Origin of the sequence: Schaalia cardiffensis F0333 (genome assembly GCF_005886435.1) — a bacterium.
Lineage (GTDB): Bacteria > Actinomycetota > Actinomycetes > Actinomycetales > Actinomycetaceae > Pauljensenia > Pauljensenia cardiffensis.
Map to the genome: position 1 here is coordinate 2104152 of NZ_CP040505.1, position 15330 is coordinate 2119481.

Below are 15330 nucleotides of genomic sequence, written 5' to 3' on the forward strand. Positions count from 1 at the left end.
CGAAGCTGTGTGATCTGCAGCCCACTGAAGCACTCTCGGTGCGCCGAGCTCGTGCCCGATAAGAGTGAATCTGGGACGATGAGAGGCATGGAAGCAACACTGCATACGAATAAGGGCGATATCCTCGTCGAACTTTTCCCGAACCACGCTCCCAAGACGGTCCATAATTTCGTGACCCTTGCCCGTGGCGAACGCGAATGGGTTGATCCGAACACCCGTCAGAAGACCTCCCGTCCGCTCTTCGACGGCACGATCTTCCACCGCGTGATCTCCGGTTTCATGATCCAGGGCGGCGATCCCCTCGGCACTGGCACCGGTGGCCCCGGCTACCAGTTCGATGATGAGATCCACCCTGAGCTCACCTTCGATTCCCCCTATGTTCTCGCGATGGCGAACGCGGGCAAGCGCATGGGTCGCGGTACGAACGGCTCTCAGTTTTTCATCACCGTCGCCCCGACTCAGTGGCTTTTCGGCAAGCACACGATCTTCGGCAAGGTTGTCGACCAGGCTTCGAAGGATGTCGTCGATACGATTGCCGCAGTTGTGACCGGCGCTAATGATCGTCCTGTCGAAGATGTCGTCATCGAATCGGTGACCATCTCCGAGTGATCTTTCGCAGAGCGCGATCCACGGGGCGAGGCCTGCGCCTCGCCCCGGCATCGTCCTCGTCGATGTGTTGTGTCGAATCATTCCCCGCAAGGAGAACGCCATGTCGGTACCCCAGTACGGTCAACGTTCCGATCCCTCCTCCGCGCCTCAATGCCCGCGCCATCCCGGCGTGAGATCGGTCGATTACTGCAAGAGGTGCAATCGACCGATGTGCGTGGCCTGCCTGGTTCCGACGGAGGTACGCGCCCTGTGCGTGGACTGCGCAGGTACGCCGACTTTTTCCCGCTCTTCGGCCACTCCGGGCGTGACGAAAACTCTGATCGGACTGTGCGCCTTCTTCGCACTCGTGGGCTTCATGCTCCCCAGTGTTGAACGTCTGTTTCTCTTCAGTCCAGCATTTGCAGCTATTCAGCCCTGGCGTTTCCTCACCACGGCCTTCTTGCACAGCGGAATCGTCCACCTCTTCCTCAATATGTTGGCCCTGTACTGGGTGGGTTCTCCCCTTGAGAAGATCTTCGGGCATTGGCGTTTCGCGGCGATCTATCTGCTCTCTGCGATCGGCGGTTCCGCATTCGTCCTCATGTGGGTGTTGGTCCAGCCCTCCACGGTCTATACGGCGACGGTCGGAGCTTCGGGCGCGGTGTTCGGCCTGTTCGGCGCACTTTTCGTTGTCCAGCGTGAGGCGGGCATGGATACGAGGGCGGTCCTTGTACTCGTGGCGGCCAACCTGGCGTATGGCTTCATTGCGTCGAATGTGTCCTGGCAGTCCCACCTTGGCGGCCTGATCGTCGGCGCCCTCGTCGCTTTCCTCTTGATCCGCCAGGGTCGGGCGAAAGGGGGGATAACGGCGAAGGAGCAAGAGTCTCAGGCCATGTTGATGACCGGGGCAATTTTCCTTGGCATGTGTGCATTCATCACGCTCATCTACAAGGTGCTTTTCGGTGTGCTCAGCTAGTTTTCGGCTGTTTTAGGCGGTTTTCACGGCGCGAGAAGGCTGTGAATTACACGTCTGTTGTTTATCCCCAGGTGTGTACACACCTGGGGATAACTTCATCTCCTTGTGGATACGACGTACTCTGAGCTCAGCCCCTTCGTGTCGAAGCCATCTCGCCCGAGAGGCCCCACAGGCCCATGCTGGGGGTGACAATGGAGCTACCCAGGGGTGGCCGCACCCGCATCCACACCCCGCATCACATCTCCCATACTGCGTATTGGGCGCCAGCCCGATTGAAAGGACAAGACGCATGAACTCCCTGAACAAGCGCGAAAGCGCGCCCATCGAGAACTCAACGATCGAAGCCCAGATGGGCCACCGCACAATCCGCGCCTTCACGGATGAGCCCCTCACCGAAGATGAGCTCACGACCCTCTACGAGGTCGCCCGACACACCGCCTCTTCTTCCTTCTTGCAGCAGACCACAATCATCCGCGTCACCGACCCCGTCGTCCGCGAGCGCCTGCACGCCGCATCGGGACAGCCCTACGTGGGCGGCACCCGCGGTGAACTCCTCGTTTTCGTGGCAGACCAGTACCGCAACTCGCGCATCCGAGAAGAAGGCGGGGTCGACAATGCGCCCCTGCATCGCACGAACCTGCTGCTGACCGCGCTGCATGACGCGCTCCTGGCCGCGCAGAACGTCGTCGTCGCCGCAGAGTCCATGGGCCTGGGCACCTGCTATCTCGGCTCCATCCACGCCGATCCGCGTGCAGTGATCGAAGCCCTCGGCCTGCCCGAACTCACCTTCCCCGTCCTCGGCCTCCTCGTGGGGCACCCGGATCAGGAGCCCCAGTTCAAGCCGCGTCTGCCGCTGTCGGTCATCGTCGCTGAGAACTCCTACCCGAAGGTCGACTCCTACTCGGAGCTGATCGCCGACTATGACGAGATCATCACCGACTACTACGACATGCGCGACACCTCGAAGCGCACCGAGTCCTTCTCCACTTTGGTGCGCACTACGATCGGTGTGGCCGGCGCTCATGTCTCCCCGATCCTTGAGGTCCTCAACGAGCAGGGTTTCGCATTGGAGTGAAGTGAAACTCAATGAGCCCGGGGTGTTCACAGGGGACACCCCGGAGTTCGAGGCCGGGGAGCGTCGCTTGACGAACATCGCTTTACGATGGAGTCATGCCTCGCTCCCCCGGCTTTCCCACCTACGTCTTCATCGAGCGTCACAGCTCCAACGCCGCTGTGCTCCATCCTTTCCCCGAGCACGATGTTGAAGCGGTGCGCGAAGCACTCGCCGCCGCCGGATTCGAGATCTCCATCCTCGGTTCTGGCGATCCGATTCGCGGTGAAGGCATCTACTTCCAGGATGAGCCTTTCGGCGATGAGATCCTCGGCCAGCTCGCTGATGCCCTGACCCTGCGCGGCATCGGCGCCTACGCTTATGCGCTGCTCGAGGACTCCCTCGGTCCGGGCTCGGGCTCAATCGCCTTATTCTCCCGCGTCGGCTCGATTTTCCCCCGCGAAGGCCGCCGCATCCTCTTAACGCACATGTGGGTCGGCGAGGTCGAGGGTCGGCGCACCGCAACAACCTGGTTCTTCGGCTCGCCCGAGGACCTGGAAGAGGCGAACATCCTCCTGGGTTCGCGTTTCGACACGGAGCCAGTGCACGATCTCAATGGGATGGCGGCGATCGAAGTCCGCCACGAGGAGGTCGCCTCCGGTCAGACGACCCCGGTCAAGCTCATGGATGAGATCTTCGCGATCCTCGGCGCTTCTGGTTTTGAGGGCCCAGCTTTCTGTTTCGATCAGAACGCCGGTTGACCGGCCCCGCTGACAGGTCGCCTCGCTCTTCGCACCCGTCGCGCCCAAGGTCCCCGCATTGCGCTCGCGCGTCAGCGTCAGACGATCGTTTCACCCCTGAGCGCCCCTGAAGAAGACGCCACTCCTTGGAGTTCACACCCAGCCCGTCGCCTCACGCTTCGCTCGCGTCGCGCTTCACCCACATCGCCCCCAAGACCCCCGCATCGCGCCTAGCGGATCGCCTCCATGACGCGCACGCCGTCAAGGACCGGCAGATAGGGCAGCGGATTGATCCCCGCTTCGAGGACGAAATCCGTGAGCTGGTGTCGAACGACCTCTTGCAGATTCACCGGGTCCCAGGGCTTGGCAATGTAATGGTCCAACCCTGCCTCGTTGAGTGCGCGGATCGTGTCATCCTGGTCCGCCTGGCCCGTGACGAGCACCGTCCTCGTCGAGGAAAAACGCGGGTCCTTCACGAGCTCCACGAGGAAGTCGACGCCGGACTTTCCGGGCAGTCGATGGTCAGAGAGGACGACGGCGAGCTCATCCCCGTCGGCAACAATGTCCTCGACGGCGCTCCACGCGTCATCAGCATCATCAGCGACTTCGAGGCGCACATGCCTCCAGAAGTCATCGAGGTCGCGTTCGAGGGCTTCGCGGACGTTCGCCTCGTCTTCGAGTGACAGGATCGCAAGGGTCATCGTGTTTCCTCCTTGGGCGTTTTCTCGTGCTTCATCGCGGGAAGGCGGACGATCATGCGCGTCCTACCGGGTTGGGATTCGACCGTGAGGCGGCCGCCGTGGTCGGAGACGATCGAGTGGACGATGGACATTCCCATGCCGAGCCCGTAGCGGACTCGACCGGCTTTCGTCGTGAAATGCGGTTCGAAGATCTTCTCAACGATCTCGGGGGCGATTCCCGGGCCATTGTCTTCAATGGTGACGCGGATGAACGTCCCTTCCTCTTCGAGGAGGATCCGGATCTGCGCGGGAGCGGTTCCACGGGCGAAAAGCGCCTCTTCTCCGGCCTTTCTCCGTTTCTCCAGGTCTTCGTGTTCGTCCTCGATCGCCTCTGCCGCATTCACAATGAGGTTCGTCCACACTTGTTGAAGCTTCGAGGGGTGGGCAAGAACAGGGGGAAGGGGCCCGCCCTCTCGGATGACCTCGACCCCGCGGAGCCGGTAGTCGGTGAGGCGCAGAACATCGTCAATACCTGCTGACACGTCGACGGCTTCAAAATCTGCAGCATCTGGACGCGCATATCCCTTGAGGGAACGAGTCAGGTCGATGACCCGCTCAGCGGCGGCGAGGACGGACCTGAGGGAGGAGCCGATCCTCGCCCCCGATTCGAGGACCTCAACGGTGGACTCGCCGGCTTGGGCAAAACTTCGGGCGCGCACAGGATCAACGACTCCCGCGAGGACGAGCCGCCTGGCCAGGCGCCTGTCGCCGCCGACCTCGGGAAGGAGGAGTTTCACGAGTTCGCGCTCCTCGGAGGTGGGTCGCGGTGAGGATTCGAGTGCCCGATGCATGGCCTCGCGGGCCTGTGAGAGTGAGGCCACGGCAGCAAGGACCCTGTCCACGTCCTCGCTTAAGTGTTCGGCTGCGCGGGCGAGGGCAGTCACGGGGTTGTTGAGTTCGTGTGCGATCCCTGCGGACAGTTCGCCGAGCATCGCGAATCGGGTTTTCTCGACGAGTTGCTCGCGCGTTGCCCGCAGGTCCTCGAGTGCCTTCTCCAAGGCTGTGCGTTGCGCTTCAAGATCGGCGGCGAGGAGGGCGTTCTCCAAGTGGAGGTCTTCGGCGCGCATGAGTCGGCGAGTGAGGGATTGGATGGCGAGTGCCGCCAGGGGTGCTGCGAGCGCGGGCTCTCTGAGCAGAGCGATCTCCAATTGTTCGTTCGTCAGGCGAACGACTCTCGCGGTCGAGGTCGTGACAGCTGTGAAGAACGCGTTTTCGCCGCGGGCCAGTGACACGAGGCCAATCAGTGGCCCGGATGTCGCGTGGTGTGCGAGGACCTCTCCTCGCAGCCCGTCACGGTGCAAGGACACGTCTCCTGCGAGGACGAGGTGAACGGCGCGCACGGGCTGGCCCTGGACGGCAAGTTCTGTGCCCGTGGGGATTACGAGTCGAGGGCGATGCCCCAGGACCCGTTCAACACCTTCCAAAAGGAGGCGCACGACCTGCTCTTCCTTCAAATCGAGGCCTTCAAGGATCGGACCTTGGATGGCGTTCGCAGGGGCTTCACCGATGAGTTCGAGGATCTCTTCTGGCGTGCGCCCCTCTCCTTTGAGGTGGTTGACCATCGTCGAATAGGACTGGCCGATGAGCAGTTCGACCGTCCAGGGGACCGACACGAGGGAGGCGAGCCGACCGGAGGTCGTTGAGCGTGCAAGATCGGAGTGGGTGGTTTCATCTGTGACGATGAGCCAATTCGTCGGCGCAAGAATCGGCCGCTCCTCAACGAGTTCGAGGGCGGTGTCAATGTCTTCGACCTCGGAGGTGACGAGACCGAGGATGACGTGGTCGTCGGCTTTGAGGGTCGAGTCGTAGTGGATGAGGTCCTCGGGTCCGTCGATCCGGTCGAGGCACAGGTTCGGGAATGCGAGTGCCATGTCTTCGGTGAGCGCTCGGGCCAGGCCCCGCGAGTCGTCTCCCATCACGAGGATGTGGAGGCTGTGGCCGACCCGGTGTCCGCCGTGGCGCACGTCCGTCTTCTCCCACACGCCCTCGCACCCATCCTCAGGGGGAGCGAGCCCCCGCTCCTCATTCATCTCAGATCACCCCGAGCGGACCCCAGGTGAGGGGTGCGACGAAGGAGAGGAGCAGGACACCGATGATGCCGACGATGACGCCGACGACGACCATTTCACGAGTCGGGGTCGTGCCCGTCGAGTAGGCGATCGCGTTCGGCGGGGTCGAGATCGGCAAGCACATGCCGAGTGAGCATCCCAGAGCGAGGACGATCGCGATTTCTGCGGCGGGAGTGGAGATCGTTGCGGCTAGGCCCATGCCCATGGGGACGAGGAGGTTCGCTGATGCGGAGTGGGAGATGACGTTCGAGGTCACCCAGCCGACGAGGGCGAGAACGAGGAGGAGGATGATTGTCGGGATCGCGCCCCATTGGATTGAGCCGAGGAGCCACTTGTCCAGGCCGGTCGAGCCGACGCCCGAACCGAGGGCGATGCCTCCGGCGACGAGCCAGAGGACCGGCCAGTCGAGGGCGCGCAGGTCGTCGCCGCTCATGACTTTCGTGAGCATGAGGACGACGACGGGAAGGAAGCCGACGATGTTCGCCGAAACCCCGTGGAGGGCCTCGGTCATCCACAGGAGGATCGTGACGAGCGCGGTCGCGTAGAAGATCTTCGCGTTGCGGCTCGTGTCGAACTTCGCGCTCGTGTCGATGCTGAAGACGGCGTCCTTGGGGATGTAGCGCCAGGCGATGAATCCCCAAGAGATCGCGAGGGTGATGAGCATGAGGGGTACGGCGGCGAGCATCCAGTCGAGGAAGGTGACGGAGATTCCGGCGCTTTGCAAAGCTCCGAGGGCGATCGCGTTGGGCGGAGTGCCGACGGGCGTGCCCATGCCGCCGACGTTCGCGGCGACGGGGATCGACAGGGCGATGCCGGTGCGCGCCCGCCCTTCGGGCAGGCCCATGATGACGGGCATCATGACGGCGAACATGGTCGCGGTTGTTGCCGTGTTTGACATGAACATGCTCATGACAGCGGTGATGAGCATGACTCCCATGACCGTTGATCGGGGTTTGCCGAGGAAGGGGCGGAGCAGGACGGCGGACAGGGCCCGGTCGACCTTGTACTTCGCTGCACCATCGGCCACCATGAAGCCGCCGAGGAACAAGATGATAACCGGGTTCGCGAGGGCCCCGAAGAAGCTCGTGTACTTGGGGGCATCTTCAGCGACCTGGAGGATCGCATGGTCGGAAACGAAGAGGACTTCGAGGAAGATCACGAGGGTCGCGGTTGCGGCCAATGGGACCGCTTCGGTGACCCACAGGAGGATCGCGGCAATGAAGATTCCGAACATCCTCGAACCTTCGACTCCCAGGCCGGGGAGTTGAACGAAGAGGAAGATGATGATTGCGCCGAGTGCGCCGATCTGTCCGAAGAGTTTCACGGGGCTTGGCCCGTGCGGCTTCTTCTGACGAGTCGTCATGTTCTGCGCGGAGCGCGGGTTCACCTGAATGTGCGAACGTTTGGTGCGGGGCACTGGTCAAGACCTCGTTGTCTCTTCTGTCACTGACGCCCACCAGGGTATGTCACTCCTCACAGGCTTGGGGGCTTCTTCAACTTTCTCAGCCCACTTGGCGGCGAGGACGGCGCAGCTCTGCTTCATCTGCTAGGAGGGGCCGTGTGCTCCTGAGCGAGGATGTGCCGATCCTGGGTCGACCCGGCACACTGGGAGTATGGCGAAACGACGATCCCCCCTTGAGCCCGTGGAGATCGCGACCGCAGGCATCCTCTCAGGGTTGACGGTCGTCCTCGGGCTCCTCGGATCTGCGCTCCCCATCTTCACTCTTCTCTTCCAGGTCGCCGCTGCCATTCCGATCGCGATGATCAGCTCTCGTTTGCGTACGAGGGCGAGCCTCGCAGCCCTCATCGTTTCGATCCTCATGTCAGCGGGCGTGGGGGGATTGCCGACGGCATGGGCGGTGACGAAAACCGTCCTCGTCGGCTGGGTCGTCGGTTTTCTACACCGCAAGGGTGCGGGCAGTTTCCTTGTGTTCCTCACGGCTTTCGGCATCGGGGTTATAGGCGCCGCAATCACCTGGGGTGTGCTCAGCGTCCTCGAAGAGTCACGCACCCTCCTCCTCGACTCGACGCGCACCTCAATGAACGGCTACTTCACTGTGCTGGAGGGTGTGCCCACGCTCGCCCCTTCAGTCGAATTGGCGCGCTCATGGGTCGAGCTCATGCTCGAATACTGGTGGACGTGGATCCCCGCATCCTCGGGCCTGTGGGTTTTCCTGCTCGCGCTCGCCGCGTATTGGCTTCTCACGAGGGTTTTGAGACGCATTGACATTGTTCGAGAATGGGATCCTCTCTTCGCGCCCGAAGGCTCAGATTCCACGAGTCCGGCTTCACAGATCGCGCCTCTTCCTTTGAAGTTGGAGGGCGTGGGTTTCACCTATCCGGGCGCCGACGAAGCGGCCTTGACTGATCTTTCCGTGCGGATCGATGCGGGTTTCACTGTCGTCCTCGGGCCGAATGGCTCCGGGAAGTCGACTCTGGCGCTGGTGCTCGCAGGCGCAGAACCGAGTTCGGGAAGGGTGATTCGCCCGGGACGGGCAGGGCTTGGGGAGTTCGGCGGCACCGCCCTCGTCGCTCAAAGGAGTGAGTTGCAGTTCCTGGGCACCACTGTCGTTGAGGACATCTACTGGGGGATGAGTCCCGAAGAGCGCAGCTCTGTTGATCTTCCCGGGCTTCTTGCCAGGGTCGGTTTATCGGGATTGGAAGACTCGGAGACGCGTCGCCTTTCTGGTGGGCAATTGCAGCGTCTTGCTCTCGCGGGTGCTCTCGCAAGACGACCGAAGCTCCTCATCTCCGATGAGTCGACCGCGATGATCGACCCGGCCGGGCGGGTCCAGCTTTTGGGGATTCTTCGGGGATTGGCGGCTGAGGGGACCGCAGTCGTGCATATCACCCACGATCCGCTTGAGTCCGCTTGTGCCGAGCGTGTGATCCGTTTGGAAGGGGGACGAGTCGTTGAGGATTCCTCTGCGCCTGTTTCAGCCTCGTCTGTTCCTTCTGCGCCTCCGCTCCCGTCAACGGATTCGCTTGCTTCTGTTGATTCACTTGTCTCTGCAGATTCGCTTCCTTCTGCGCCTCCGCTCCCCTCAGCCACTCCCCATCCTTCTACGCCACTAGCAGCCTCAAGAACCGAGGCTGCGCGGGAGGCCTTAGTGCGAGGCGCAGATGCGCAAGCCACGGTAGATGCCGATGCCATGGCAGATGTGCAGGCCGCAAAAGCTGCATTTCCCAGCGTTCCCCATCGTCCTCGTTTCGGAGCGCTTGCCTCTCAAGAGCCGACGCGCGTCTACACACAGGGTCACCGTGATCCTGCGAGCAGGGGCGATGCGAAAGAGCCCTCGCGCGCATACATGCCAGAGACTCAAGCACCTCCAAGCCTTCGCCTCAGCCCTCGTTCCCCCTCTGATCATGGGGAGGTCGAGCACCTGTGGGCGCGCGGCCTCGGACATGCCTACAACCCCGGCACGCCCTGGGAGCGCGAGGTCCTTTCCGAAGTTTCCTTCTTCGTCTCCCCCGGCCAATCGATCCTCATCACCGGCGAGAATGGTTCGGGCAAGTCGACCCTCGCGAGAATCCTCACCGGCCTGATGAGGCCGTCTCGAGGACGATGCACTCTCGGTTCACAGCCGGTGCACTTGCGCGTCGGCGAGGTCGCCCTGTCTCGCCAATTCGCCCGCCTCCAATTGCAACGCCCGAGCGTTGGCCTCGATATTCTCTCCGCCGCGGGCTTCGGCCCCTTGGTCGGCACGAGTCCTTCGGGGCGTCCTCATCGAGGCACAAGCGCGAGGAAAGGGACTTTCCTCAATCCTGAGGAAGCGGAGTATCTCCTCGCTTCAGCTCTCACGGAAGTCGGCCTCGATCCTTCTTTATCTTCGAAGAGCGTCGATGAGCTCTCCGGTGGACAACAGCGCAGGGTCGCCCTCGCGGGTCTTCTCGCTGCTTCCCCGAAGGTGATCGTCCTCGATGAGCCCATGGCCGGCCTGGACGCGGATTCTCGGGAAACTCTTGTGCGCATGTTGGACCAGAGGAAAGCTCGGGGGCTTGGGATCGTCGTTATCTCGCACGACACCGAAGGTTTGGAAGCCCTGTGCGATCGCAGGTTTCACCTGGACAAGGGGGTTCTCTCATGAGTTGCGAGGAACCTCAAGAATCGCCTCTGAGTCGGAAGGAAAGCCGCGTCACAAGGGAAGGCCGATCCGAGGGCAAGAACATCGGCTCCAGATTCCAGGTCGATAGGTCTGAGGCCGAGGCTGAAGGCACCCAAGTCGCGCCCAACAGGACTCAGGCCGAGGCTGAAGGCACCCAAGTCGCGCCCAAGAAGACTCAGGCCGGGACTGGAGGCACCCAAGTCGCTCCCAACAAAGCTGAGGCCGGGACCGAGGGAGGAGCGAGTGGGGGCCACCGCCCCACAAGGGCCAGGGACTTCACAAAACGCCCGAAACCTAAGGAGCGTCGCCGAATCGGCTTCTTCATACCGCGCCTCCTGCCCTGGTCCTCACCCCTGTCGAGGGTCCAACCTGAAGTGTTGATCCTCGCGTGGACACTCCTCACCACCTTCGTGCTGGTGTGGCCGAAATGGCCGACCCTCGGGATCGTTGCGCTCCTCCTCCTGCTTACCAGCATCTTCGGGCGTATTCCCCTCTCGGCGGTCCCGATTCCACCCATATGGTTCTGGTCGGGGCTCATCGGCGGCATGATCGGCGCATCGATTGATGGTGGGATCCTCATCTTCCTTCGCCTCATTGCACTCTCACTCGTGCTCCTATGGGGAAGCGCCCTGCTCTTGTGGACTTTCTCGACCGCGAGGATCGCTCAGGCTCTGCGTCGCCTCATCTCACCTTTGCGGTTCGTGGGAGCTCCTGTCGATGAATGGGCGCGCATCATGGGGCTTGCACTCACGGCGATGCCCGTCCTCGCCGAGCAGTCACAAGCAGTCGTTGACGCGGCAAAACTCCGCATGGGCGGCGAATGGACGCGCATGGGTCTTCGTTCTTCCCTCCGCCTTGGTGTTGACGTGACGACCGCGGTCCTTTCAGCGGCTTCTCGTTCTGCCCGCGACACCGGCAGAGCAATGTCGATGCGCGGTGGCCTTGATCCCCTGACCACAGAGCCTCTGCGTCTGGGTCTCAATGACGGGGTGGCTGCCGTGCTGAGTGCCCTCGCACTCGCCGGGATCATCGCCGCCCACGTCCTCGTCGATCTTGGCGGATCGTGAGCGCAGATCCGTCCGAAAACGCGTTCTCATTTGACGCGCTCACCTCCTCCCCCGTAACCTTTCAACGCACGCGCGAGTGGCGGAATAGGCAGACGCGCACGGTTCAGGTCCGTGTCCCAGTGATGGGGTGGGGGTTCAACTCCCCCCTCGCGCACCACACTTTCCCGCAGGATTCTGCGGGAAAATCAGTGCATTATGCGCGATGAAGCAGCAGCATTGAGATACTCATGATAATTCTTCATGGTTGAACCTGTGGGTCGCCTTTTTCACATGGCCTGAGCCCACTCCCCTTTCCTTTACCTCGACTCTCCTTGGTACAGGCTTTCACCCACCTCACCCTCAACTCGCAATGATCTTCGTCCCCGCGGTCCCAAGTTCACACAGGCCTTCACCCGTCTCCATCTCAGTTCACACTGGGCCTAGCCCGCACCATTCTTTGCTCGCACCGGTCTTATTCACCTCCGGTCTCTTTCCGGATCACTCGCTCCCCAACACCACAATCTCGAGCTTTTCAACAGCGCATGGACTCAGTTCAAGCGATCCCTCGCTTAAGACCCTCGAGAGAGCCTTTGGGATTCGTCGGTAATCTCTTTCAGCAAGCCCTACACGAGTCAAAGATTCCACCCCCGGCCTCGTTGATCGGATCATCCTCGGTGATATCCGCGACGTGGAGCACAGGTAGGTCGTGCAAGTGTGTCCTGATCGGCCCGTAGTGATGACGTGAGAGTCTCCCCCATGCTGTAGCGTTGACGCCGTAGTAACTCGGATTCATTGCGATACTCGCTCGTCGGTGTTTGCAGGAGCTTCGATCACTATCCCGGAACCCGACTTGGGCCGGGGAAACGCCCGAATGGGCCTGCAGATTGGAAACACCATGACTTCTGGTGTCGTGAAATGGTTCAACGACGAAAAGGGCTACGGCTTCATCACCCCCAGCGATGGCTCCGCCGACGTTTTCGCTCACTTCTCCAACATTGTTCAAGAATCTGGCCGCCGTACCCTCTTCGAGGGCGAGCAGGTCGAGTTCGACATCACTCAGGGCCCCAAGGGCCTTCAGGCGGAGAACATCCAGCGTCTCGCCTGAGTATCTCTTCGAGTTCTGATGCCGTCCGCGTCTGATTCGGCAAGGGCTCCAGGCTGCACGCGCCTGTGCTGACAAGCGTCAGATCCCATTGGCAGGCATGTGTGTCGATCAAGGTCCCTGTCAAACAGGCTCCGTGTCGACCAAGGCCCAGTGCCGACCAAGGCCTAGTCTCATCGGCCTTTTGACGGCAGAAAACAGGATCACCATCCCCTCGCGCCGCGCACCGAGGGGATTTTCCTCTTCGGAGCGGCGATTGCGACTCCATTCAGAGCGACGATTGCGACTCGCAAAGAGGTACCCAGGCACTCGAATCACGGTGCATCATGGGCCTCGAAACTCCAAAGCCGTAACGAGCCTCATCACAGGCTCGGATCAGTGAATGTGAGCATGTGAAATCAGGCGCAAAGATGGATAGGGAATTGGTGCTGCTGGTAACGTTATAACCGCTGATCCGAGGGGATGGAAACGTTTCCGGAATCGGGGATGCAACACTGACACACTGCTGTGCGGGGCACAGTCAGTGCTTCGCGCACTGACTCGAAAGAAGAACCCCATGAACAACATCGTGAAGTCTGAAATCGCCGTCGCCAGCTGGCAAGGCGAGGCGAACGCTGCGGGCGTCATCATCGCCGTTGTCCTCCTCGCCGTTCTCGGTGTTTTCGCCGCCGTCAACGCCTCCTCGACCATTTCGGCTGTCATCGCTGCTCTCGTTGGCCTCACCGCTGTTCTCTTCGCTCCCGCCGCTTACGCGATTCGCAACGAGAAGAACTGAACCGATAATCCGGGGCGCGCCACGCAGCGCGCCCCCGCATGACGAGCGCGACGCCTGTGACGTCGCGCTTTTTCTTTTGCCTTTTCACCCCATGACATCCACCCCATTTGCGCCCAAAACGTCGATCCTGTACATACATTTCTGCCGCTAACTCCATTGCGGGCCTTCGCTCTGCCATTTTTCTCCTATCGATGTGGAACCCGTGCCACCCTCATCCTCCTTCAGGTCTCAGCCCCGAAATTGGAACAGGAGAATCCTCAAGCAAGACATCGGAAGAGAAGACTCCTCAATCGACACAGTCGATCCGACTCTCTCCACACAAGCCAAAACTCCGATGGGGATAGCCTCATCAGTGGAGGGGTTGACGAATTGTGGAGGGGATATCACCCCTCCACTTGTCGTCACAGCCTCCACTCAGCACCACAGCCCCCACCGCACGCCAAGCCTCCGCTCAGCGCCAGATCCCAGGCACAATCAGATCGACGCATCCACACGATCTGAAGCCTTAATCGGGCTCTCAATCCTCACCTCATAAAGCTCACCTTCTGAAGTGGAGGGGTTGACGAATTGTGGAGGGGATATCACCCCTCCACTTGTCGTCACAGCCTCCACTCAGCACCACAGCCCCCGCCGCACGCCAAGCCTCACGCCCCTCCTACCCCTCAGCGGATCGGCACACGCAGAGGCGCGCGACGCTCAGTCTTGTCGCGTATTGTGCGGCTCTTCGCGACCGCTGTAGTTGACGAAACGCGAGAGGTGACCCTGGAAGAGGGTGCGAATTACTGCAGTCTCACCATTACGGTGCTTCGCGACAATGATGTCGCCTTCTCCTGGACGGTCTTCCTTGTCGTAATAATCGGGACGATGCAGCAGCATAATGATGTCCGCATCCTGCTCCAGCGAACCAGATTCACGCAGGTCAGACATCATCGGCTTGCGGTCATTGCGCGACTCGGAGTTTCGGTTGAGCTGCGCGACGGCAACCACCGGAACTCCAATATCCTTCGCGAGGAGTTTGAGATTACGCGACATGGCTGAGACTTCCTGCTGACGAGACTCGACCTGTCGGCCGCTCGTCATGAGCTGCAGGTAGTCGATCACCACGAGGCCGAGGTTGTGCTGCTGCTTGAGCTGTCGACACTTCGCACGAATCTCCGTGATCGTCATATTCGGTGAATCGTCGATATACAAGGGGGCGTCGGAGACTCTCTCCATCGTTCTGGCGACACGCTTCCAGTCGGTGTCATTCATCGAGCCCGCCTGCATCTTGGACAGGAACACTCCTGATTCTGCAGCGAGCATTCGCATCGCAATCTCCTGCTGACTCATCTCAAGGGAGAAGACCAGGGATGTGATCCCATGCTTGATCGAGGCCGAGCGGCAAAAGTCGAGGGCGAGAGTGGACTTGCCCATAGCGGGTCTGGCGGCAACGATAATCATCTGACCGCCGCGAAGCCCTTGTGTCAGGTCGTCAAGCTCCTTGAATCCCGTGGGAACACCTTGCAGCTTGCCTTTGGACTTCTCAATGTCTTCAAGGTGTTCGAGCAGCTCGTGAGTCATAGAGCCTACGGCGACGTAGTCCCTTGCGGTGCGTTCCGAAGAGACCGCGTAAATCTCGGATTGCGCCTGTTCGACGATCTCTTCGACCTCGCCACCGGCCTCGGCGTAGCCGAGTTGGACGATGCGCGTGCCCGCAGTGACAAGGCGACGCATGATCGCGCGCTCACGAACGATGCGCGCGTAGTAACCAGCGTTCGCCGCAGTCGGCACCGAAGCGATGAGGGTATGCAAGTAGGGGGCGCCACCGACCCTGGACAAAGTGCCTTCGCGCTGCAGATACCCTGCAACAGTGATCGCGTCGGCGGGTTCGTTTTGACCGAAGAGGTCCACGATCGCATCGAAGATGATCTCGTGATTCGGCATGTAGAAGTCGGAACCGCGAATCTCCTCTGTGACAGTAACGATCGCATCAGTGGTGAGCATCATCGATCCGAGGACCGACATTTCCGCGTCGATGTCCTGTGGTGGTGTGCGATCAAAATCTTCCGCCACGATGATCCTCTCTACAGTCGACGCACGCGAGAATGCGGCTCACCACCTTGAGGAAAGGGGCGTGGCTTGAGCGCCTTTCCTCACT

General features: G+C 61.2%; 12 protein-coding genes and 1 tRNA gene. 9 read left to right on the plus strand and 4 right to left on the minus strand.

Annotated elements, in window-relative coordinates; genetic code table 11:
• Window positions 1–87 precede the first annotated feature (87 nt).
• From FFA61_RS08635 to FFA61_RS08650, 4 genes are all read left to right on the plus strand, one after another.
• Entirely contained in the window at window positions 88–609 is a 522-nt protein-coding gene (locus tag FFA61_RS08635) for a peptidylprolyl isomerase (protein ID WP_040313587.1), read from the plus strand.
• A gap of 304 nt (window positions 610–913) precedes the next feature.
• On the plus strand, window positions 914–1564 hold the full coding sequence (locus FFA61_RS08640; RefSeq protein ID WP_242600870.1) for a rhomboid family intramembrane serine protease: 651 nt from the start codon (window positions 914–916) through the stop codon (window positions 1562–1564).
• Window positions 1565–1853: 289 nt separating this feature from the next.
• Entirely contained in the window at window positions 1854–2639 is a 786-nt protein-coding gene (locus tag FFA61_RS08645; protein ID WP_005962885.1) for an NADPH-dependent oxidoreductase, read from the plus strand.
• 95 nt (window positions 2640–2734) lie between these two features.
• A complete protein-coding gene (locus tag FFA61_RS08650; protein ID WP_005962882.1) occupies window positions 2735–3376 on the plus strand; it encodes a hypothetical protein in 642 nt (213 codons plus the stop codon).
• A gap of 209 nt (window positions 3377–3585) precedes the next feature.
• On the opposite strand, the gene FFA61_RS08655 is transcribed toward FFA61_RS08650, so the two are convergent.
• The 3 genes from FFA61_RS08655 to FFA61_RS08665 are packed head-to-tail and all read right to left on the minus strand — an operon-like array spanning window position 3586 to window position 7527.
• Entirely contained in the window at window positions 3586–4056 is a 471-nt protein-coding gene (locus tag FFA61_RS08655) for a response regulator (RefSeq protein WP_005962879.1), read from the minus strand.
• The gene (locus FFA61_RS08660; RefSeq protein WP_005962876.1) at window positions 4053–6125 is read right to left on the minus strand and encodes a sensor histidine kinase; all 2073 of its coding nucleotides are present in this window, start codon (window positions 6123–6125) and stop codon (window positions 4053–4055) included. The genes FFA61_RS08655 and FFA61_RS08660 overlap by 4 nt, the downstream gene beginning before the upstream one ends.
• A gap of 1 nt (window position 6126) precedes the next feature.
• Window positions 6127–7527, minus strand: a complete 1401-nt coding sequence (locus FFA61_RS08665; protein ID WP_005962873.1) for an SLC13 family permease — start codon at window positions 7525–7527, stop codon at window positions 6127–6129.
• Between the two features lie 250 nt (window positions 7528–7777).
• On the opposite strand from FFA61_RS08665, the gene FFA61_RS08670 reads away from it, so the two are divergent.
• The 5 genes from FFA61_RS08670 to FFA61_RS08690 all read left to right on the plus strand — a co-directional run bounded on the left by FFA61_RS08670 (window position 7778) and on the right by FFA61_RS08690 (window position 13193).
• A complete protein-coding gene (locus FFA61_RS08670; RefSeq protein WP_005962867.1) occupies window positions 7778–10252 on the plus strand; it encodes a DUF2232 domain-containing protein in 2475 nt (824 codons plus the stop codon).
• Window positions 10249–11337, plus strand: coding sequence for an energy-coupling factor transporter transmembrane component T family protein (locus FFA61_RS08675; protein WP_005962865.1), 1089 nt, complete (start codon window positions 10249–10251; stop codon window positions 11335–11337). The genes FFA61_RS08670 and FFA61_RS08675 overlap by 4 nt, the downstream gene beginning before the upstream one ends.
• Window positions 11338–11407: 70 nt before the next feature.
• A tRNA-Leu gene (locus tag FFA61_RS08680) sits at window positions 11408–11494 on the plus strand.
• Between the two features lie 717 nt (window positions 11495–12211).
• A complete protein-coding gene (locus tag FFA61_RS08685) occupies window positions 12212–12421 on the plus strand; it encodes a cold-shock protein (RefSeq protein WP_040313902.1) in 210 nt (69 codons plus the stop codon).
• A gap of 553 nt (window positions 12422–12974) precedes the next feature.
• Entirely contained in the window at window positions 12975–13193 is a 219-nt protein-coding gene (locus tag FFA61_RS08690) for a hypothetical protein (protein ID WP_005962859.1), read from the plus strand.
• 696 nt (window positions 13194–13889) lie between these two features.
• Here the strand turns inward: FFA61_RS08690 and dnaB are convergent.
• The gene (gene dnaB / locus FFA61_RS08695; RefSeq protein WP_233050522.1) at window positions 13890–15197 is read right to left on the minus strand and encodes a replicative DNA helicase; all 1308 of its coding nucleotides are present in this window, start codon (window positions 15195–15197) and stop codon (window positions 13890–13892) included.
• Window positions 15198–15330 lie beyond the last annotated feature (133 nt).